Below are 21218 nucleotides of genomic sequence, written 5' to 3' on the forward strand. Positions count from 1 at the left end.
AAACAGTCATCCGTACTCGCTTCGCAGCATGATCGTTATTGCTTCAGCCAGACGCCTCATCAACGTGCTTTTTGAATGGGCAGTACCAAAGGCCGTCTGAAAATTGCTGCAAAAAACCGCCCTATGATTTCCCATAGGGCGGTTGGTTTGACTGAATACTTACTCGGCTTCTTCAACCTGCTCGGCCACTTCCGCTTCGTGATGTGCCTGCCATTGCTGGCGACGACTACGATGGTAAGTCAGGCCGGTACCAGCGGGAATCAGGCGACCGACAATCACATTTTCTTTCAGGCCGCGCAATTCGTCTTGCTTGCCCATAATGGCCGCTTCGGTCAGCACGCGGGTGGTTTCCTGGAATGAAGCCGCTGAGATGAAGGAGTCGGTAGACAACGAGGCTTTGGTAATACCCAACAGGATATTCTCATAGCGCGCCGGCTCTTTGTCTTCTTCCATCGCTTTTTCATTCGCCAGCATCACATCGGCACGTTCAACCTGTTCACCGGTGATGAAGCCGGTTTCCCCTGCATCGCTGATGTTCACGCGACGCAGCATTTGGCGGATGATGACCTCAATGTGCTTATCGGAAATCTTCACCCCTTGCAGGCGGTAAACCTCTTGCACCTCTTGCACAATGTAACGTGCCAGCGCTTCGATGCCTTGCAGACGCAAAATATCGTGCGGATCTACCGAACCGTCGACGATGGTTTCGCCACGGTTGACCACTTGGCCGTCGTGCACCAGAATCTGCTTCTCTTTGGAAATCAGAGTCTCATAAGCCACGCCGTCCACATCAGTGATAATCAGACGCTGCTTGCCTTTGGTTTCTTTACCGAAAGATACGGTGCCGGTTACCTCGGCCAGCATGCCGGCATCTTTGGGGATACGGGCTTCAAACAACTCGGCCACACGCGGCAGACCGCCGGTAATGTCGCGGGTTTTCGAGCTGGCTTGCGGAATACGCGCCAGCACATCGCCCTTACCGATTTCCTGACCTTCGCGCACAGTAATCACCGCACCGACCGGGAACGCCATAGACACAGGCGTATTGGTACCGGGAATACACACTTCCAAACCGTTTTCATCCAACAATTTTACCGTCGGGCGCAGCAGCTTGCTGGTGCTGGAAGCACGGCGCTTACCGTCAATTACCACCAATGTAGACAAACCGGTCACATCATCGGTTTGCTTGGCAACAGTCACACCCTCTTCAATATTCTCAAAGGCCACCCGACCGGCATGCTCGGTAATCATCGGGCGGGTATGCGGATCCCACGTGGCCAGCGTTTGGCCGGCTTTCACGCCCTCGCCGTCTTGCACCAGCAAAATGGCGCCGTACGGCACTTTATGGCGCTCGCGCTCGCGACCGATGTCGTCATGAATCACCACTTCGCAAGAACGGCCGATGACCACCAGCTCGCCCTTGTTGTTGGCCACATAACGCATTTGGCTGCTGAAGCGTGCGGTGCCGTTGGATTTAGCTTCTACCTGACTGGCCGCAGCGGCTCGCGATGCGGCACCACCGATGTGGAAGGTACGCATGGTCAGCTGGGTACCCGGTTCACCGATAGACTGAGCGGCAATCACACCAACAGCTTCGCCGGAGTTCACCAATTTACCACGCGCCAAGTCACGGCCGTAACAATGGGCGCACAAGCCGTAACGGGTTTTGCAGGTAATCGGCGTGCGCACTTTCACTTCGTCCACACCCGATTGGTCAATCAAATCAACCAACTGCTCGTTCAAGAGCGTACCGGCTTCCACCAAGGTTTCATTGGTAGACGGGTCGACAACATCGGAAGCAGTTACGCGGCCGAGAATACGGTCACGCAGCGCTTCAATCACATCACCGCCCTGCACCACAGCTTTCATCACAAAGCCATCAGTGGTACCGCAATCATCTTCCACCACCACCAAATCTTGGGTAACGTCTACCAAACGGCGGGTCAGGTAACCGGAGTTGGCGGTTTTCAAAGCGGTATCCGCCAAGCCCTTACGCGCACCGTGGGTTGCAATAAAGTATTGCAATACAGTCAACCCTTCGCGGAAGTTTGATGTAATCGGCGTTTCGATAATCGAGCCGTCAGGCTTGGCCATCAAACCGCGCATGCCTGAAAGCTGCTTAATCTGTGCCGCAGAACCACGGGCACCGGAGTCGGCCATCATATAAATCGAGTTGAACGACTCTTGTTCCACTTCTTTGCCGTCACGGTCAAGCACTTTTTGCTTGGAGAGGTTGTCCATCATCGCCTTGGCAATACGGTCACCCGCGCGACCCCAAATATCGACCACTTTGTTGTAACGCTCGCCGTTGGTCACCAAACCTTGACGGTATTGGTCTTCGATCTCTTTCACTTCAGCATTGGCGTCTGCCAGCAAACTGGCTTTCTCTTTCGGAATTTCCATATCATCGACACAAATCGAGATGCCGCCTTTGGCTGCAAAACCAAAGCCGGTATACATCAGATGGTCGGCAAAAATCACGGTATCCCGCAGGCCGCACAAGCGGAACGAACCATTAATCAGCTTAGAAATTTCTTTTTTCTTCAATGCCTTATTAATGTATTCAAACGGCAAGCCTTTGGGCAGGATTTCGCTCAACAGCGCCCGGCCGACGGTGGTTTCGTAGCGGTTGATTACCGGTTCGAATTCACCCTGCTCGTTTTTCACCCATTCACGCAAACGCACGGTAATCTTGGTACCCAATTCAACCTGCTTGGTGTGGTAAGCACGATGCACTTCTTTCACATCGGCAAACAGACTGCCTTCACCTTTGCCGTTGATTTTGTCGCGGGTCATGTAATACAGACCCAAAACGATATCTTGCGACGGCACGATAATCGGCTCGCCGTTGGCCGGTGACAAGACGTTGTTGGAGGCCAACATCAGCGTGCGTGCTTCCATTTGTGCTTCCAAGCTCAAGGGCACATGGACAGCCATTTGGTCACCGTCGAAGTCGGCATTGAATGCGGCACAAACCAGCGGGTGCAGCTGAATGGCTTTGCCTTCAATCAGAATCGGCTCAAATGCCTGGATGCCCAAGCGGTGCAGCGTCGGCGCACGGTTGAGCATAATCGGATGCTCGCGAATCACTTCTTCGAGAATATCCCACACCTCCGGCACTTCCTGCTCAACCAATTTCTTGGCCGCTTTTACGGTCGTGGCCAAACCTTGCACTTCCAGTTTGTGGAAAATAAACGGTTTGAACAGCTCCAATGCCATTTTTTTCGGCAGACCACATTGGTGCAAGCGCAGGTACGGGCCTACGGTAATCACCGAACGGCCGGAATAGTCTACACGTTTGCCCAACAGGTTTTGACGGAAACGGCCGCCCTTACCTTTAATCATATCGGCCAGCGATTTCAGCGGACGCTTGTTGGCACCGGTCATGGCTTTGCCGCGGCGGCCGTTATCCAGCAGCGAATCAACGGCTTCTTGCAGCATGCGTTTTTCGTTACGCACGATGATGTCAGGGGCGTGCAGCTCCAACAACCGTTTTAACCGGTTATTACGGTTGATGACACGGCGGTACAAATCATTCAAATCGGAAGTGGCAAAACGGCCGCCATCCAAGGGCACCAACGGACGCAAATCCGGCGGCAACACCGGCAGCACATCCATAATCATCCATTCCAGCTTCATGCCCGAGCGTTGGAATGCTTCCAACACTTTCAAGCGTTTGGCGATTTTTTTGATTTTGGTATCGGAGCCGGTGGATTCCAATTCTTGGCGCAATACTTCGATTTCAGCGGCGATGTCGAGACCGCGCAACAAATCGCGCACACCTTCCGCGCCCATTTTGGCATCAAAATCATCGCCGAATTCATCCAACTTGGCATAGTAATCATCTTCGGTCAGCAATTGGCGGCGTTGCAGCGATGTCATGCCGGGATCGGTAACCACAAAGGCTTCGAAATACAGCACGCGCTCGATGTCGCGCAAAGTCATGTCGAGCACCATGCCCAAACGGGACGGCAGCGATTTCAAGAACCAGATATGAGCCACCGGTGCGGCCAGCTCAATGTGGCCCATGCGTTCGCGGCGCACTTTTGACAAAGTAACTTCCACGCCGCATTTTTCACAGGTAACACCTTTGAATTTCAAGCGCTTGTATTTACCGCACAAACATTCGTAATCTTTAACCGGGCCGAAAATCTTGGCACAGAACAAACCGTCACGCTCAGGCTTGAACGTGCGGTAATTGATGGTTTCCGGTTTTTTCACTTCGCCGTAAGACCATGAACGGATGGTTTCCGGAGAGGCGATGCCGATTTTAATGGCATCGAATTCTTCTTCCATGCCGGCAGACTGCAACGGATTAAATAAGTTTAACAAATTCATTTTTGCTCCTTATGGAACGGTGGTTTTCAGACGGCCTGTTTGATGAAACGGCTTTCGAAAATATGGCTACTTTCAGACGGCCTTTCTTATTTCAAAGGCCGTCTGAAAACCGGTTCCGATATTTAGTAACGTTCCAGATCGATATCCAAGCCCAACGAACGAATCTCTTTTACCAACACGTTGAATGACTCAGGCATGCCGGCATCGATTTTATGTTCGCCTTTCACAATGTTTTCGTACATTTTGGTACGACCTGTAACGTCATCCGACTTCACAGTCAACATTTCTTGCAACGTGTAAGCAGCACCGTAAGCTTCCAGTGCCCACACCTCCATCTCACCGAAGCGCTGGCCGCCGAATTGGGCTTTACCGCCCAACGGCTGCTGGGTCACCAGTGAGTACGGTCCGGTCGAACGGGCATGCATTTTCTCATCAACCAAATGGTGCAGTTTCAGATAATGCATCACGCCTACGGTAACGCGGCGGTCAAATGCTTCGCCTGAACGGCCGTCATACAGCGTAATTTGGGTTTTACTGTCGTTGAAGCCCAATTTTTCCACTTCGGGATCATCACTCGGATATGCCAGGTTCAGCATATCGCGGATTTCCGATTCTTTTGCACCGTCAAATACCGGCGAGGCAAATGTGGCACCGCGTTTCAGATTGGCTGCCAACTCGAGAATCTCGTCATCATTCAATTCGTCGAGATGTTCCTGCTTGCCGCTGTTGTTGTACAGCTTGTTCAAAAATTCGCGGATTTCGCCCACTTTGCGCTGCTCTGCCAGCATACGGTCGATACGCTCGCCGATACCTTTTGCCGCCCAGCCCAGATGCACTTCGAGAATCTGGCCGATGTTCATACGCGACGGTACACCCAAGGGGTTCAGCACGATGTCCACCGGACGACCGTCTGCCATGTAGGGCATATCTTCGACCGGCAAAATGCGTGATACCACACCTTTGTTACCGTGACGGCCGGCCATTTTATCGCCCGCCTGCAAGCGACGTTTGATGGCGATAAACACTTTCACCATTTTTTGCACGCCCGGCTGCAATTCGTCGCCTTGTGTCAGTTTTTTCTTCTTGATTTCATAAAGAGCATCTGACTCTTCACGTTTTTGCTGCAGGCTGACTTTGATCAGCTCCATTTGTTTAGCCAACGACTCATCGCTCATGCGGATATCGAACCAATCGTGCTTACTCGGCAAACCGGCCAAATATTCGGTAGTGATGGCGCTGCCTTTGGCCAATTTCATCGGGCCGCCATTGGCTGTCTGACCGACAATCATGCGCTCGATACGGCTGAAGGCATCGTTATCGAAAATACGCAATTGATCGCTCAAATCTTGGCGGTAGCGTTTCAGCTCGGAATCGATAATTGCTTGGGCACGTTTGTCGCGCTGAATGCCTTCACGGGTAAATACCTGCACATCAATAACCGTGCCGCTCATACCGGTGGGCATACGCAGCGAAGTATCTTTCACATCTGATGCTTTTTCACCGAAAATCGCACGCAGCAGTTTTTCTTCCGGCGTAAGTTGGGTTTCACCTTTAGGTGTTACTTTGCCTACCAATACATCGCCGGCTTCGACTTCAGCACCGATATACACGATACCTGAATCATCCAAACGGTTTTGCATGCGCTCAGACAAATTCGGAATATCGCGGGTAATGTCTTCCGCGCCCAGCTTGGTATCGCGCGCCACCACATTCAATTCTTCAATATGGATGGAGGTGTAGCGGTCATCAGCGGCCACTTTTTCAGACAGCAGAATCGAATCTTCGTAGTTATAACCGTTCCACGGCATAAAAGCGATGGTCATGTTTTGACCCAACGCCAATTCGCCCAAATCGGTTGATGCGCCATCGGCAACCACATCACCGCGTTGCAACACGTCGCCGGCTTTCACCACCGGACGTTGGTTGATGTTGGTGGATTGGTTGGAGCGGGTGAACTTCACCAGATTGTAGATGTCCACACCCACTTCGCCGGCAGTCGCCTCATCATCATGCACACGCACCACCACGCGGTTGGCATCTACATATTCAACAATACCGCCGCGGCGGGCCACAATCGCAGTAGAAGAATCCACTGCCACAGCACGCTCGATGCCGGTACCGACCATCGGTTTTTCCGGGCGCAGACACGGCACGGCCTGACGTTGCATGTTCGCCCCCATCAAGGCACGGTTGGCATCATCATGCTCCAGGAACGGAATCAGCGAAGCTGCTACTGATACCACTTGGCCGGTGGCCACGTCCATATATTGCACGCGGTCAGGCGTGGCCATGATGGTTTCGCCTTTTTCACGACAGGTCACTAAATCACCGGTCAGCACGCCGTCTTCATCCAACTCGGCGTTGGCCTGTGCAATCACATAACGGCCTTCTTCAATCGCCGACAAATAGTCGATTTCATTGGTTACTTTGCCATCCGCAACACGGCGGTAAGGCGTTTCCAAAAAGCCGTATTCGTTGGTGCGGGCAAACACCGACAGCGAGTTAATCAAACCAATGTTCGGGCCCTCAGGGGTTTCAATCGGACATACACGGCCATAGTGAGTCGGGTGTACGTCGCGCACCTCGAAGCCGGCACGTTCGCGGGTCAAACCGCCCGGCCCCAAGGCTGATACGCGGCGTTTATGGGTGATTTCCGAAAGCGGATTGGTTTGATCCATAAATTGGCTCAGCTGGCTGGAACCGAAAAACTCTTTGATTGCAGCAGAAACCGGTTTGGCATTAATCAGATCGTGCGGCATCAGGTTTTCAGATTCCGCCTGATTCAGGCGTTCTTTTACCGCCCGTTCGACACGTGCCAAGCCGCTGCGGAACTGGTTTTCCGCCAATTCACCTACCGAGCGCACACGACGATTACCTAGATGGTCGATATCATCTACTTCACCATGGCCATTACGCAATTCAACCAGAGTGGCAATCGATGCCACAATGTCTTCTACGCTCAAAACATAACCGCCTTTTTCAGCAGCACCGGCAAAAGTTTCATTTAACAGACGGCCATACCATGATGCATTTTGCGCTTCACTTAATTTTTGCTCATAAGTGCGGGTATTGAACTTCATTCGGCCCACGCGTGACAAATCGTAGCTTTCCTCACTGAAGAACAAACGGTTAAACAACATTTCCACCGCTTCTTCGGTGGGCGGTTCGCCCGGGCGCATCATACGGTAAATCGCTACACGAGCCGCTTGCTGATCAGCAGTTTCATCTGTACGCAAGGTATTGGAAATATAGCCGCCCTGATCCAATTCATTGATATACAGAGTATCTACTTGCGTTACCCCGTGAATATCCAGTTTGGCCAACAACTCTTCGGTAATTTCCTCATTTGCAGTTGCCAATACCTCGCCGGTATCGGGAACAATCACATCACCCGCTAAAATCTTACCCAACAGGCTTTCCGCATCCACATCCAGGCGGGTCAGCCCGGCATTGGCGATATCACGGATATTTTTCGCCGTAATACGTTTACCTTGAGCTACCAGTACATTGCCGTCTTTATCTACAATATCGGCTTTTGCAGTTTCGCCTTTCAGACGGCCTGCGATTAAATCGGTTTGCACACCGTCTTTAGACAAATAAAAGGTTTCCTTGTCATAAAACGTGTTGAGAATCTGCTCATCGTTGTAGCCCAAGGCTTTCAACAAAATCGTTACCGGCATTTTGCGGCGGCGGTCGATACGGAAATACAGCAAATCTTTCGGATCAAACTCGAAGTCCAACCAAGAACCGCGGTAAGGAATGATGCGCGCAGAAAACAACAGCTTGCCTGACGAGTGGGTTTTACCCTTATCATGTTCGAAGAAAACGCCGGGAGAGCGGTGCAACTGAGACACAATCACACGCTCAGTGCCGTTAATCACAAACGACCCGCTCGGTGTCATCAGCGGAATTTCGCCCATGTATACTTCATTCTCGCGGATTTCTTTTACCACACCGGGCTTGGACGATTCTTTATCGAAAATTTTCAAGCGGATGCGCGCACGCAACGGCGCAGCATAAGTGATGCCGCGCAATTGGCATTCGGGAATATCAAACAGCGGCTCGCCCAATACATAATGCACAAACTCCAACTGGGCATAACCGTTATGGCTGACAATCGGAAAAATCGAGCTGAATGCAGCTTGCAGACCATCATCGCTGCGCTGGTCAAAAGGTTTTTCCAATTGCAGGAATTTAGCATAGGAATCCAGCTGGGTGGCCAGCAAAAACGGCACTTCCAATACATTGGCACGTTTTGCAAAGCTCTTGCGGATACGTTTTTTCTCGGTAAACGAATAACTCATGTGAAACTCCATAGAGAGGGAGACTTTTGATAATAAGCAATTGCTTACATTTATTTACAATAATTTTTTATACAACGGTAAATAAATGTAAATAATCAAATTTATACTTTCAGAAAGCGAAATAAGGCTGGCAGTAAACTGCCAGCCTTTAGCAAAAATCAAATTATTTGATTTCGACTTTAGCGCCTGCTTCTTCCAATTGTTTTTGGATGTCTTCAGCTTCAGCTTTAGAAACGCCCTCTTTAACAGTTTTCGGCGCACCGTCAACCATATCTTTGGCTTCTTTCAAACCCAGACCGGTAATGGCACGAACCACTTTGATCACGCCTACTTTTTGATCACCGGCAGCAGTCAGAACCACGTCAAACTCAGTTTTTTCTTCAGCAGCAGCGGCGCCGCCGGCAGCAGCACCACCGGCAACTGCCAAAGCAGCAGCAGAAACGCCGAATTTTTCTTCGAACGCTTTAACCAAGTCGTTCAATTCCATAACAGTTAAAGCACCAACGGCTTCCAAAATGTCTTCTTTAGTAATAGCCATGCTATTTAAACTCCTAAAATATTGATATTTAATGATTTATTAAAATAAATGCAAAATTGTTACGCAGCTTCGGTTTCTGCTTGCTTGGCTGCCAATGCGGCCAATGCGCGTGCAAAACCTGAAACAGGTGCTTGCATAACGCCCAGCAGTTTAGCCAACAGCTCTTCACGGCTCGGAATAGAAGCCAGCTCGGCAACACTTGCCGCATCCAGCAAATCACCGTTGTAAGAACCTGCTTTGATGATAATTTTGTCATCTTTTTTTGAGAATTGATGCAGTACTTTTGCTGCGGCAACCGGATCTTCAGATGCAGCATATACCAACGGACCAACCATTTGGTCTGCCAATGCTGCAAATGAAGTGCCTTCCACTGCACGACGAGCCAATGTATTTTTCAGAACGCGCAAATATACGCCTTCTTTACGTGCATTAGCGCGAAGCTCAGTCATGCTCGCAACACTGATACCGCGATACTCAGCAACGACCATAGTTTGAGCACCGGCAATTGCACTGCCGATCTCTTCTACGGTTGCTTTCTTGGTTTCAATATTGAGACTCAAGGTCCACCTCCCACTGTTTAAAAAAGAAATACCTCAATCAAGATATTTCACCAGCGCGGCAACCTAAATAGACATTTCACAAGCGACCTTGTTATTCGATTCAGGACTACCGTCTGCGTAGGGTTGTTTAGGATTAAATCTTGCGATCCCTACGGTCTTGGACATCTACTTAATGATTTAAGTAGCCCAACATTCAGACGGCCTCTCCAAGTGCAGGCCGCCTGAAAATTTCTTTAGTTGTTGATGCTGGAAGTATCCACACGCACACCCAAACCCATGGTGCTTGAAACCGATACTTTTTTCAGGTATTGGCCTTTTGCTGCAGCAGGTTTAGCTTTTACAACAGCATCCAGCAAAGCATCAAAGTTTTCACGCAAATCAGCTTCACCGAAAGAAGCGCGACCAATGGTTGCATGTACGATACCTGCTTTGTCGGTGCGGTATTGAACCTGACCGGCTTTCGCATTTTTTACTGCTTCTGCCACATTAGGTGTTACTGTGCCTACTTTCGGGTTCGGCATCAATCCGCGCGGGCCTAAAATAGTACCCAGCTGACCTACAATACGCATCGCATCCGGAGAAGCAATTACCACATCAAAATTCAGATTACCGGCTTTTACTTCGGCAGCCAAATCTTCAAAGCCTACGATATCAGCACCGGCTTCTTTGGCTGCATCAGCATTAGCACCTTGGGTAAACACGGCAACACGGGTCGTTTTACCAGTACCCTTCGGCAGCACAACCGAACCACGGATAACCTGATCGGATTTACGCGGATCAACACCCAGGTTGAAAGACACATCAACAGACTCGTCAAATTTGGCGGTAGCCGCACCTTTCACCAAGGTAATGGCTTCATCAATTGCATACAGTTTGTTAGCATCAACAGAATCACGCAAAGTTTTTAAACGTTTAGATACTTTAGCCATTACACGCCCTCCACTTCCAAGCCCATTGAGCGAGCGCTACCGGCAATAATACGCACGCATGCATCCAAATCAGCACCGGTCAGATCAGGCTGTTTGGTTTTGGCAATTTCTTCCAATTGCGCGCGGGTAACCGTACCAACTTTATTGGTCAGCGGATTGGCGCTGCCTTTTTGCAAACCTGCTGCTTTTTTCAGCAAAATAGATGCCGGCGGTGTTTTCATCACAAATGTGAATGATTTATCTGCAAACGCAGTAATCACCACAGGAATCGGCAAACCCGGCTCCATGCCTTGGGTTGCAGCATTAAATGCTTTACAGAATTCCATAATATTCAAACCACGCTGACCCAAAGCCGGGCCCACGGGGGGAGAAGGGTTGGCTTTACCTGCAGGAATCTGCAGCTTAATGTAGCCTACGATTTTTTTTGCCACTTGTCGCTCCTAAATTAACGGGTATAACGCGGAGATCCGCTTCCCAGAAAACAAGCCGATGATTATAAAATCTTTCCGGCTTTTATTCAAGCAAAACAATCACTCAATTCAAAAAGTGTTGCTTTTAAATTTTTTCAACCTGATTAAACTCAAGCTCTACCGGTGTTTCACGGCCAAAAATCTGTACCGATACACGCAACTTATTGCGCTCATAGTTCACTTCATCAACTACGCCATTGAAATCTGCAAACGGACCCTCATTAACACGAACCGGCTGCCCCACCTCAAATTCAACTTTAGGCTTGGGTTTTTCCACGCCCGACTTCACTTGCTGCAAAATAGCATCTACTTCGCGCTGTGAAATAGGCATGGGCCGATTGGCGGTGCCGCCGATAAAACCGGACACCCGCGGCGTACTCTTAACCAAATGCCAAGAGTCATCGCTCATTTCCATTTCGACCAATACATAGCCCGGAAAAAACTTGCGTTCGCTAATGGTTTTCCGGCCATTTTTAATATCCACCACCTCTTCAACAGGAACCAGAATTTGACCAAAATATTCATCCATCCCCTCACGCACAATGCGCTCTTTCAAGGTTTTTTGAACATTCTTCTCAAAGCCCGAATAAGCCTGAACGACATACCACCGTTTTGACATTTTTATCCCCTCTTCAACAACACATCATAAAACAGCCACGAAATCACACTATCGGCCATATAAATAAATGCTGCCAAAATAGTTACAAAGATAATAACAAACACCGTCATCCGAAAGGCATCATTACGAGCCGGCCAAACGACTTTCTTAAATTCCGTTACGGAATCACGCACATAAGCAATCAGCCTGCGGCCAAAACCACACCAGTAAAAAACAATCAGCAAACCCACAACAACACCGAACACCGGAGCCAGGATACGCAGATACGAGGGCAGAGAAAGTGCATTATAAAAAACCCAAATGCTTCCGGCCACCACCGCTGCCGCAATGCACAGCTTAAACATATCCGCCGCATTTGAGGCCGGCTTGACTTCCTGATCAGAGGCACGCCGAACCGGCTTTACAGCCTGCTCCTGCTTGGTTTCATTACTTTGTGGTGTATTTTTAGTCATTACGCACCCGATATTACTAAATATGATAAAAAAATTAACCGGCACCCGGGCCGGTTAATTTTTTATTTGGCAGGCCAGGAGGGTCTCGAACCCCCAACCCTCGGTTTTGGAGACCGATACTCTACCAATTGAGCTACTGGCCTCTAAACTTAAGCGATTACAGAAGATACCACACCGGCACCTACAGTACGGCCGCCTTCGCGAATCGCAAAGCGCAAACCTTCTTCCATGGCGATCGGGGCAATCAGCTCTACGGTGATGGCCACGTTTTCACCCGGCATTACCATTTCCACGCCTTCGCCCAAGGTTACCGCGCCGGTAACGTCGGTGGTGCGGAAGTAGAATTGCGGACGGTAGTTGGCGAAGAACGGGGTATGACGACCACCTTCTTCTTTGCTCAGTACGTATACTTCGGCTTTGAATTTGGTGTGCGGGGTAATGGTGCCCGGCTTGGCCAATACTTGACCGCGCTCTACTTCTTCGCGCTTGGTACCGCGCAGCAATACGCCCACGTTGTCACCGGCCTGACCTTCGTCCAGCAATTTGCGGAACATTTCCACACCGGTACAGGTGGTTTTTTGGGTGTCTTTCAGACCAACGATTTCGATTTCGTCGCCTACGTGGATGATACCGCGCTCTACACGACCGGTTACCACGGTACCGCGGCCTGAGATTGAGAATACGTCTTCAATCGGCAGCAGGAAGGGTTTGTCTACGGCACGTTCCGGTGTCGGAATGTAGCTGTCCAGTGCATCAGCCAAAGCGAAGATGGCAGGTTCGCCGATGTCTGAAGTGTCGCCTTCAAGGGCTTTCAGAGCGGAGCCTTTGATGATCGGGCAGTCGTCGCCCGGGAAGTCGTAGCTGCTCAGCAGGTCGCGGATTTCCATCTCAACCAATTCCAGCAACTCTTCGTCGTCAACCATGTCGCATTTGTTCATGAACACGAGGATATAGGGTACGCCTACTTGGCGGGCCAACAGGATGTGTTCGCGGGTTTGCGGCATGGGGCCGTCGGCAGCAGAACATACCAAGATTGCGCCGTCCATTTGAGCGGCACCGGTAATCATGTTTTTAACGTAGTCGGCGTGACCCGGGCAGTCTACGTGAGCGTAGTGGCGGGTTTCGGTTTCGTATTCTACGTGTGAGGTATTAATGGTAATACCGCGGGCTTTTTCTTCCGGGGCATTGTCGATTTGGTCGTAGGCTTTGGCCGCGCCACCGAATTTTTTTGACAAAATGGTGGTCAATGCTGCGGTCAATGTGGTTTTACCATGGTCAACGTGACCGATGGTGCCAACGTTTACGTGCGGTTTGCTCCGCTCGAATTTTTCTTTAGCCATGGCAATTCTTCCTATCCTAAGCTTTGGTTTGAGTGAAAAATAATCTGGATGGTGCCCATGGGCAGAATTGAACTGCCGACCTCTCCCTTACCAAGGGAGTGCTCTACCCCTGAGCTACATGGGCCTAATTGTATAATACTTAATGGAGCGGGTGAAGGGAATCGAACCCTCACCGTAAGCTTGGAAGGCTTCTGCTCTACCATTGAGCTACACCCGCACTTACTTTTCTCTGCTCCAATATTAAGATTGGATTTTGGTGGAGGGAGAAGGATTCGAACCTTCGAAGCTTACGCAACAGATTTACAGTCTGCCCCCTTTGGCCGCTCGGGAATCCCTCCAAAAGAGAAACGCAATATTATAGACCGGATGATGTGCCGTCAAGCATATTTTTTAATTTTTCTTGAAATCAGATGCAACTTGATAATTTTTAAATATTTTTATTTTTCAGCAATAATCCGCTCATATTTAGCCTGCAAATCCGCTTCGCTTTCGGGATGCTCTTCATCAATTAAAATACAGTCGACAGGGCATACCTGCTGACATTGGGGCTCATCATAATGACCGACGCATTGGGTGCACAGATTAGGGTTGATTTCATAAATCTCTTCACCCTGATAAATGGCATCATTCGGGCATTCGGGCTCGCATACGTCGCAGTTGATGCACTCGTCGGTAATAAAGAGTGACATTGTGCTTTTCCTTTTAGTGTGTTTTCAAAACCGATAACCCGAGATTATAGCATAAACTGCATTTCCGCCTGTTTCTTTATCATCCTTTTCACTCTGATAATAATTCTTAAACACTATTCTATTCAGCCACTTGCACATACAGCCGCAACTCAAAGCGGCTTATACCCGCCTTGCCCTGCCGATGCGCCGTGAGCCAGGACGGCATTTCAGGCAAACGGCCCGCTTCAATGTAAACCATGGCTCCGTTTTTCAGACGGCCTTGTAATAAATCGAACAATTGTGGCCATTGCTGCCAGGCAAACGGCGGATCAAGAAACACCACATCAAACTGCTGCTGTGTTTGCTGCAAATACAACAGGCCGTCTGAAACTACTATTTCCACCTGCGGCAACGCCAGTGTTTGCCGCGCCTGCTGCAATATACGCGCAGTTTGCCGGTTGCTTTCCACCATCACCACCTTAGCCGCACGGCGTGATGCTGCTTCCAACCCCAACGCACCGCTGCCGGAAAATAAGTCCAACACGCTTTTACCGGTGAGATCCTGCCCCAGCCAATTGAACACCTGCTCACGCACCCTGTCGGGCGTAGGGCGCAAGCCTTCGGCATCGGCAAACGCCAATTTGCGGCCGCGATGTGTGCCGCCGACAATGCGGACTTGGTTGCTGTATTTGCTACTCTTCATTCCTTGCTTTCATCAAAATAGGCCGTCTGAAAGCCAATACGCTTTCAGACGGCCTATTTTACCAATCAAACGACTTAATTATCCATACCGGCCATTTTGCGTAACAGCTCGATCTCCTTATCTTTTTGCGCCAATAATTCTTGATAATGAGCCAATTGCAGCTTCAACACCTTTATTTCAGCTGAATTATCCCCTATTAAATAAGAAATATCGCCACCACTCTCATCCCCTTCATTAATTTGCAGCACCAATCCCCCTTTGCCAGCATGAAACAAGTCCCACATGCTGACATTGAAAATCTTGGCAATCTGCTCCAAACGCGGAATATTCAATTGCGTTTCACCCCGCTCGATTTTGGCATAACCACCCGCCGACATTTCCAGCTTTTCCGCCATATCCTCTTGCGACCATTTATTCAACTCGCGCATCAGGCGGATTTTTTCGTGGGTTTCCATGATTAAACTTTCTGTCTTCAGTTGAATTTTAGCAGCAGGGCACATCGCACCCTGCCCTACTTGCCGATAAAGACTGTCTGAGACTTATTTCAGACGGCCTTCTTCTACCTTATTTACTCTTTCGGCGCTGGCGGTTCGATTTGTTCTTTCCAACCGCATTCTTTCTGCGGGCACACTTTTTCCACGCCCCAGCGTTTGGTGGTTTTGATGGTCAAAACCGGCCAATGGCAGTTCGGGCATTCTTCTGCAATCGGCGGATTCCAAGTGGCGTAGTTGCAGTCGGGGTAGGTGCTGCAACTGTAAAAAAGTTTGCCGTAGCGGGATTTGCGTTCAACCAGATGGCCTTTGCCGCATTGCGGGCAAACCACGCCGGTATCTTTGGGCTTTTCCAAGGGCTCGATGTGTTTGCACTTGGGGTAGTTGGCACAACCGATAAATTTGCTGCCGGTGCGGCTGTATTTATACACCAGGCCGCCGCCGCATTTGGGGCATTCGCGGCCGGCCAGCTCGGCTTGTTCGGCTTCGTCTTTGGCCTGGCGTTCGGCGGCTTCTTCGGCGGTTTCGTTGGCGTTGCGGGTGTAGCTGCATTCAGGGTAGCCGGCGCAGGCGATGAAGCGGCCGTTGCGGCCGAATTTGATTTGCAGTTTGTGGTTGCCGCATTTCGGGCAGATTTCGTCCAGCTCTTCGGTGGTAAATTTGGCGCGCTCGATGCCTTCTTTTTCTTTTACCTGTTTGTCGAAGCCTTTCCAAAATTGGCTCATCACGGGCACCCATTGGCGTTTGCCGCTGGCGATGTCGTCGAGCTGGTCTTCGAGTTTGGCGGTGAAGTGGTAATCGACATATTGGGCGAAGTGTTCGGTGAGGAATTTATTCACGATGTCGCCGGTGTCGGTGGGCATAAAGCGTTTTTGCTCAAGGGTAACGTATTCGCGGTCTTTGAGCGTGGAGATGATGCTGGCGTAGGTGGAGGGGCGGCCGATGCCGAATTCTTCCAATGCCTTTACCAGCGTGGCTTCGTTGAAGCGCGGCGGCGGGCTGGTGAAGTGTTGTTCGCCGTAAAGCGCATCAACAGGCAGGGTTTCGCCTTCTTTCATCTCGGGCAGTTTTTTGTTGTCTTCGCTTTCATCGCTGTCGTCGGTGCCTTCTTCATACACACTCAAAAAGCCGGCAAAGGTCTGCACTTGGCCGGTTACGCGGAATACGCCCTCGCCTACGGCGATATCGACGGTGGTTTGGTCGAATTTGGCCGGGGTCATCTGGCAGGCAACAGTGCGCTGCCAAATCATTTGATAAAGCTTGAATTGGTCGGCGCTCAGAAAGGGCTTCACGCTCTCGGGCGTGCGGTAAACCGAAGTCGGACGGATGGCTTCGTGGGCTTCTTGAGCATTTTTGGATTTGGTTTTGTATTGTTTGGCCGATGAGGGCAGATAATCTTTGCCGATTTTATTTTCAATGTAGTGGCGGATTTCGGTGAGGGCTTCATCGGAAAGGGTCACGCTGTCGGTACGCATATAGGTAATCAAACCGATGGCGCCTTGGCCGACATCCATGCCTTCATAAAGTTGCTGGGCGGTGCGCATGGTGCGGTCGGTGGTCATGCCGAGTTTGCGCACGGCATCTTGCTGCATGGTGGAGGTGGTAAACGGTGCGGCGGGGTTGCGGCTGCGTTTTTTCTTTTCGATGGCGGCCACTTGCGCCTCTTTGCCCTCAAGCGCTTTCAACGCATCGGCTTGGGCGGCTTCGTCGGGCAGGGCGAATTGTTCGAGTTTGTCGCCTTTATATTGCACCAGTTTGGCGCTGAATTTGCTGCGGCCTTTGTGGCTGTCGAGATGCACCGTCCAATATTCTTGGGTTTCAAAGGCGCGGATTTCGTTTTCACGCTCGCAAATCAGGCGCAGGGCGGGGCTTTGTACGCGGCCGGCGCTCAAGCCGCGGCGGATTTTTTTCCACAACAGCGGCGAGAGGTTGAAGCCGACCAGATAATCCAATGCGCGGCGCGCCTGCTGGGCGTCTACCAGATTCACTTCCAATTCGCGCGGGTGGGCAATGGCGTCGAGCACAGCGTTTTTGGTGATTTCGTGAAATACGACCCGCTGCGGTTTGAGGTTTTTCAGGCCGCGTTTGGATTTGAGGATTTCCTGCAAGTGCCATGAAATGGCCTCGCCTTCTCTATCCGGGTCGGTGGCGAGATACAGGTTTTCTGCCTCCTTGGCCGCAGCCACGATGGCATCGACGTGTTTGCTGTTGCGGGCAACCAGCTGGTATTTCATGGCGAAATCGTTTTCCGGATCGACTGCGCCGTTTTTCGGCACCAAATCACGCACGTGACCGTAGGAAGCGAGGATTTCAAATTCGCTGCCGAGGTATTTTTTCAGTGTTTTGGCTTTGGAGGGTGATTCTACAATCAACAGGTTTTTTGCCATTTTTTTCTCTATAAATGTATGGGTGTATTGCGTTTCAGACGGCCTGAAGATAAATATGGCCGTCTGAAAAACGGTATGTTGCTGCTGCCCTGCCCGCTTGCAATATAGCGGCATGAAGAAAACAGTGGGCCAAGGCAGCAAGGCCTTAGCGCTTTTTGATTCATTTCACGATAGCTTCGGCAAACGGCTTTCTGTATTAATGCATCACGGCTTTGCCGTGCAGCGCCATCATCAGCTCATCGCCGATCAGCACCGGCAATTCTGACTTATGCGCCCACAACACCAGCAAAGTGAGCACTTTGGCCATGTCTACGCTGATTTCTTCAGACGGCATGTGCAACAGCGCATGCACCACAAATTCACGCTGCTCGCCGTTGACGGCGCCGGCTTTTTCCAAAAAATGCAGCAGGCCCAACACTTCTTGCGGCAGCGCATCCAGCTCTTCCGGGCCGTAAATCCGCATCGCATCGGCACGGTATTGGGGTGCGGCCATACCCGGCCCTTCGCGCAATACGTCGAGCAGCATCAAGGCGTTGCCGATATCCACATCGTCAAAACCGACATCTTCGAGAATCTGCCCCAAATCATCTGACGGCGGACAGGCATCGAAGTCTTGGAAGTGTTCAATTAAAAAGGCGATGACTTCTGCCATTTCTGCCATGGTGTTTCCTTAATTTTTCTTAAATACGTTGATAGCGACCGCCGGGCATGGCTGCAACAGCCCCCTCGAGCTCAAGCTCCAGCAGTCGGGCATAAACATCGGCGGCGCTCAGTTGCAGCTGCTGTGCCAAACTGTCGGGATGTATCGGGTCATAACCCATTGCTTCCAGCAGCGGCGCATCTTTCGGCACCGGCGGCGCAGCCGATTGCTTGACCTGCTCAGAAGGTTTATCGAAAGATTTTCTGCCGGCCGGGGCTTCTTTATATATAGCATATGATGACATGGGTTGCTTTTGCAACAGTTGCGGGCACTCTTGCACAATATCATCCAAACATTCCACCAGTTTTGCACCTTCTTTAATCAATTTGTGACAGCCTTTGCTGTGCGGATTATCAATCGAGCCGGGCACCGCCATCACTTCGCGCCCCATTTCGGCAGCCAGCCGGGCAGTAATCAGCGAACCGGATTCGGGCGCGGCTTCCACCACCAGCGTGGCTTGTGCCAATGCGGCGATGATACGGTTGCGGCGTGGAAAATTACCGGCCAGCGGGCGGGTGCCGAGTGGAAACTCGCTCACAATCAGGCCCTGTTCGGCGATTTGATAAGCCAAGGGTTTGTTACCGGGCGGATAAATGCGGTCGATACCGGTGCCCCACACCGCGATGGTGCCGCCACCGGCCTGCAAAGCGCCTTGATGGGCGGCGGTATCGATGCCCGCCGCCATGCCCGACACCACGGCAATGCCGCGCCCGCCCATGGCTTCGCCGAAATCTTTGGCAATCCGCATGGCTTGCGGGGTGGCATGGCGGCTGCCGACCACGGCCACCGAAGCTTGGTGCAGCAAATCGGCATTCCCACGCAAAAACAACAACGGCGGCGGCGTCATCCCCTCGGTCAACATCACCGGAAAATCATCGTCACACAGCAACATCACCCGGCAACCGTCTTGCGCCGCCCAAACCATGGCTGCTTCGGCGGCCGCAACCGCTTGACGGTTATCGCCCGCCCATGCGGCCAAAGCCTGTTTGTGGTGCAAACATTCGCGCACTGCATCGGGCGGTGCGGCCAATGCGGCTTGCGGGCTGCCGAAACGCTGCAACAGCAATAAAAAACTTTCTGCGCCCACATAAGGTGTCAGCGCCAATTGTATCCAGGCAAAACGTTGGTCATCATTCATGACGGATTCCCCTTCAATAACTTTCATACTCATTCATAAAAATCATCTAACACCGTTGACCCGTCTCGCCGCCGGTGCCGCCTTATTAGCTGGCTTTTATGGGTGGGTTTCAGACGGCCTCAAACCGCGGCATCACTCCACAACGCCTTATGACATTTATTTATGGCATATTTTAACTGCGCGCGCAAATACTTGCCGATCCTATAGCACCGTTTGCTCCATCAAGAAAAGCACACATTGCTGTGTGCTTTCTTTCAGACGGCCTCAATCAATACAGATTGATATTGCTGCGGAAATTATATTCGTTGTTTTCGGTATCGTGCGGCTCTTGCGGCGCATTTTTCACATGCGGTACATCATCGGCCATATTATCCAAATCACGCCCCGGCTCCGAAGCCACATCGCCGATATTGATGTTGGTCAGGCTTTCCAGAATAATGGCCGAAGCCAGATGCTCACTGGTGCGGTATACCATCGCCAAGCCTGCTTCTTCGGCCGGAATCGATACGTATTTCACCACGCTGCGGCGGCCTTTGGCGCCTTCTTCCAAATCCACACGGGTTTGGCGGCTGCGTTTATACAGGCTCAACACCGTGCCTTTATCCAAACCGTCGGCCTCGCCTTTGTTGAGCGTGATGGTTTGAAACTGCCCCGCTTCACTCACACCGTCGAAAATCGACACCACTTTGGCGTTAACACGCACCGCCGGCGCATGGGGCATCATTTGGAAACTGTCGCCCTCATCGGTCATTTTCAGCAGAAAATCGCCTTTGCGGATTTCCGACACCGCCTCTTCCACCACCATCGGCCGGGCGGTTTGGGTGGGGATTTTTACCAGCGGGTGCAGGCGGGTGTAGTATTCGCCTTCCGGCAGATAGCGGGCATCGTTTTCACTGCGCGCATCCAGTGCGCTGTTGGTATAGGGCAAAGTGCTTACCACCCCGCTGAATACCACTTCCTGCCCCAAATATTTATTAGTGTCGGGGTCGAGAATATCTTTGCGGGCACGATACACCAGATAGCGGCCCGGCTCGGTGATGTTGTAGGCATAAACGCGGTCGCCCCTGCTGTAGAGCATGCGGCTGTCGGGGCCTTCAATCAGGCGCGGCGCATCTTGGGTCTGCATTTGTGCAATCACCTGCGGATGCTGCATAAACATGCGGTAAAAATTCATGTTGAGCGTTTGGATGCCATAACCCGACGACATTTCACGCACACGCGGCGTCAGCTTCACCACCGGAATGCCGTCGCGATATGAGGCGGCGCCGTCAAACGCCAAGCGCGGCCGGCCGTTCACATAATGCAGCACCAGCACCTGGCCCGGATAAATCAAATGCGGATTGCGCACGGCGCTGCGGTTGGCGCCCCACAAACGGCTCCATTGCCACGGGCTGTAAAGATATTTGCCCGAAATACTCCACAAAGTATCGCCCGGCTTCACCGTATAACGGGCTGGCGCATCGGCGCGCAGCTTCAGCCCGGCAGCAGATGCTTGGGCGGAAATTGCCAAGCCAACAGCACAAAGCAAGGTTATAATACGTTTTTGCATGACATGTTCCCCTTGAAAACGATCCAGACTGT

General features: G+C 51.2%; 16 protein-coding genes and 4 tRNA genes. All 20 read right to left on the reverse strand.

The genetic code is table 11. The annotated features are described in order from the left end of the window. Window positions 1–159: 159 nt before the first annotated feature. The 20 genes from rpoC to LVJ83_RS12980 all read right to left on the reverse strand — a co-directional run bounded on the left by rpoC (window position 160) and on the right by LVJ83_RS12980 (window position 21186). A complete protein-coding gene (rpoC, locus tag LVJ83_RS12885) occupies window positions 160–4338 on the reverse strand; it encodes a DNA-directed RNA polymerase subunit beta' (protein WP_244785054.1) in 4179 nt (1392 codons plus the stop codon). 122 nt (window positions 4339–4460) lie between these two features. Further along, window positions 4461–8642 (reverse strand): DNA-directed RNA polymerase subunit beta, encoded by a 4182-nt coding sequence (gene rpoB / locus LVJ83_RS12890; protein WP_244785055.1) that lies wholly within the window; start codon window positions 8640–8642, stop codon window positions 4461–4463. Window positions 8643–8805: 163 nt separating this feature from the next. Beyond that, window positions 8806–9180 carry a 50S ribosomal protein L7/L12 gene (rplL, locus tag LVJ83_RS12895; protein WP_244785056.1) on the reverse strand — a complete coding sequence of 125 codons (375 nt, stop codon included), beginning with the start codon at window positions 9178–9180 and terminating at the stop codon, window positions 8806–8808. 59 nt (window positions 9181–9239) lie between these two features. After that, on the reverse strand, window positions 9240–9740 hold the full coding sequence (gene rplJ, locus LVJ83_RS12900; protein WP_244785057.1) for a 50S ribosomal protein L10: 501 nt from the start codon (window positions 9738–9740) through the stop codon (window positions 9240–9242). 233 nt (window positions 9741–9973) lie between these two features. Continuing rightward, window positions 9974–10669: a 50S ribosomal protein L1 gene (gene rplA, locus LVJ83_RS12905; protein ID WP_244785058.1), complete on the reverse strand. Its 696-nt coding sequence runs from the start codon at window positions 10667–10669 to the stop codon at window positions 9974–9976. Continuing rightward, a complete protein-coding gene (gene rplK, locus LVJ83_RS12910; RefSeq protein ID WP_244785059.1) occupies window positions 10669–11100 on the reverse strand; it encodes a 50S ribosomal protein L11 in 432 nt (143 codons plus the stop codon). Before rplK ends, rplA begins: the two co-directional genes overlap by 1 nt. 124 nt (window positions 11101–11224) lie before the next feature. Beyond that, on the reverse strand, window positions 11225–11758 hold the full coding sequence (nusG, locus tag LVJ83_RS12915; protein WP_244785060.1) for a transcription termination/antitermination protein NusG: 534 nt from the start codon (window positions 11756–11758) through the stop codon (window positions 11225–11227). Between the two features lie 2 nt (window positions 11759–11760). Next, entirely contained in the window at window positions 11761–12210 is a 450-nt protein-coding gene (secE, locus tag LVJ83_RS13670; protein WP_342345078.1) for a preprotein translocase subunit SecE, read from the reverse strand. A gap of 67 nt (window positions 12211–12277) precedes the next feature. Beyond that, window positions 12278–12353: transfer RNA gene (locus LVJ83_RS12925), tRNA-Trp, on the reverse strand. A 6-nt stretch (window positions 12354–12359) separates the two neighbouring features. After that, window positions 12360–13550 (reverse strand): elongation factor Tu, encoded by a 1191-nt coding sequence (gene tuf, locus LVJ83_RS12930; RefSeq protein ID WP_244785051.1) that lies wholly within the window; start codon window positions 13548–13550, stop codon window positions 12360–12362. 49 nt (window positions 13551–13599) lie between these two features. After that, a tRNA-Thr gene (locus LVJ83_RS12935) sits at window positions 13600–13674 on the reverse strand. Window positions 13675–13693: 19 nt separating this feature from the next. Next, window positions 13694–13767: transfer RNA gene (locus LVJ83_RS12940), tRNA-Gly, on the reverse strand. 37 nt (window positions 13768–13804) lie between these two features. After that, a tRNA-Tyr gene (locus LVJ83_RS12945) sits at window positions 13805–13888 on the reverse strand. A gap of 99 nt (window positions 13889–13987) precedes the next feature. After that, window positions 13988–14239 (reverse strand): YfhL family 4Fe-4S dicluster ferredoxin, encoded by a 252-nt coding sequence (locus LVJ83_RS12950; protein WP_244785061.1) that lies wholly within the window; start codon window positions 14237–14239, stop codon window positions 13988–13990. Between the two features lie 118 nt (window positions 14240–14357). Then, window positions 14358–14921: a 16S rRNA (guanine(966)-N(2))-methyltransferase RsmD gene (gene rsmD / locus LVJ83_RS12955; RefSeq protein ID WP_244785062.1), complete on the reverse strand. Its 564-nt coding sequence runs from the start codon at window positions 14919–14921 to the stop codon at window positions 14358–14360. A 74-nt stretch (window positions 14922–14995) separates the two neighbouring features. Then, the gene (locus tag LVJ83_RS12960) at window positions 14996–15376 is read right to left on the reverse strand and encodes a helix-turn-helix domain-containing protein (protein WP_244787787.1); all 381 of its coding nucleotides are present in this window, start codon (window positions 15374–15376) and stop codon (window positions 14996–14998) included. Between the two features lie 113 nt (window positions 15377–15489). Further along, a complete protein-coding gene (topA, locus tag LVJ83_RS12965; protein WP_244785063.1) occupies window positions 15490–17799 on the reverse strand; it encodes a type I DNA topoisomerase in 2310 nt (769 codons plus the stop codon). A gap of 196 nt (window positions 17800–17995) precedes the next feature. Beyond that, window positions 17996–18451, reverse strand: a complete 456-nt coding sequence (locus LVJ83_RS12970) for a Smg family protein (RefSeq protein ID WP_244787788.1) — start codon at window positions 18449–18451, stop codon at window positions 17996–17998. 28 nt (window positions 18452–18479) lie between these two features. After that, the gene (gene dprA / locus LVJ83_RS12975) at window positions 18480–19637 is read right to left on the reverse strand and encodes a DNA-processing protein DprA (protein ID WP_244785064.1); all 1158 of its coding nucleotides are present in this window, start codon (window positions 19635–19637) and stop codon (window positions 18480–18482) included. A gap of 268 nt (window positions 19638–19905) precedes the next feature. Continuing rightward, complete coding sequence (locus tag LVJ83_RS12980; RefSeq protein ID WP_244785065.1) at window positions 19906–21186, reverse strand: LysM peptidoglycan-binding domain-containing protein; 1281 nt, start codon at window positions 21184–21186, stop codon at window positions 19906–19908. Window positions 21187–21218: the final 32 nt, after the last annotated feature.

The organism is Uruburuella testudinis, from assembly GCF_022870865.1.
Taxonomy (GTDB): Bacteria; Pseudomonadota; Gammaproteobacteria; order Burkholderiales; family Neisseriaceae; genus Neisseria; species Neisseria testudinis.

What these genes read in the sequence shown, in the direction of transcription:
- rpoC (WP_244785054.1), bottom strand. Translation starts at nt 4,338, where the DNA reads ATGAATTTGTTAAACTTATTTAATCCGTTGCAGTCTGCCGGCATGGAA.
- rpoB (WP_244785055.1), bottom strand. Translation starts at nt 8,642, where the DNA reads ATGAGTTATTCGTTTACCGAGAAAAAACGTATCCGCAAGAGCTTTGCA.
- rplL (WP_244785056.1), bottom strand. Translation starts at nt 9,180, where the DNA reads ATGGCTATTACTAAAGAAGACATTTTGGAAGCCGTTGGTGCTTTAACT.
- rplA (WP_244785058.1), bottom strand. Translation starts at nt 10,669, where the DNA reads ATGGCTAAAGTATCTAAACGTTTAAAAACTTTGCGTGATTCTGTTGAT.
- nusG (WP_244785060.1), bottom strand. Translation starts at nt 11,758, where the DNA reads ATGTCAAAACGGTGGTATGTCGTTCAGGCTTATTCGGGCTTTGAGAAG.
- secE (WP_342345078.1), bottom strand. Translation starts at nt 12,210, where the DNA reads ATGACTAAAAATACACCACAAAGTAATGAAACCAAGCAGGAGCAGGCT.
- tuf (WP_244785051.1), bottom strand. Translation starts at nt 13,550, where the DNA reads ATGGCTAAAGAAAAATTCGAGCGGAGCAAACCGCACGTAAACGTTGGC.
- LVJ83_RS12950 (WP_244785061.1), bottom strand. Translation starts at nt 14,239, where the DNA reads ATGTCACTCTTTATTACCGACGAGTGCATCAACTGCGACGTATGCGAG.
- rsmD (WP_244785062.1), bottom strand. Translation starts at nt 14,921, where the DNA reads ATGAAGAGTAGCAAATACAGCAACCAAGTCCGCATTGTCGGCGGCACA.
- LVJ83_RS12960 (WP_244787787.1), bottom strand. Translation starts at nt 15,376, where the DNA reads ATGGAAACCCACGAAAAAATCCGCCTGATGCGCGAGTTGAATAAATGG.
- topA (WP_244785063.1), bottom strand. Translation starts at nt 17,799, where the DNA reads ATGGCAAAAAACCTGTTGATTGTAGAATCACCCTCCAAAGCCAAAACA.
- LVJ83_RS12970 (WP_244787788.1), bottom strand. Translation starts at nt 18,451, where the DNA reads ATGGCAGAAGTCATCGCCTTTTTAATTGAACACTTCCAAGACTTCGAT.
- dprA (WP_244785064.1), bottom strand. Translation starts at nt 19,637, where the DNA reads ATGAATGATGACCAACGTTTTGCCTGGATACAATTGGCGCTGACACCT.
- LVJ83_RS12980 (WP_244785065.1), bottom strand. Translation starts at nt 21,186, where the DNA reads ATGCAAAAACGTATTATAACCTTGCTTTGTGCTGTTGGCTTGGCAATT.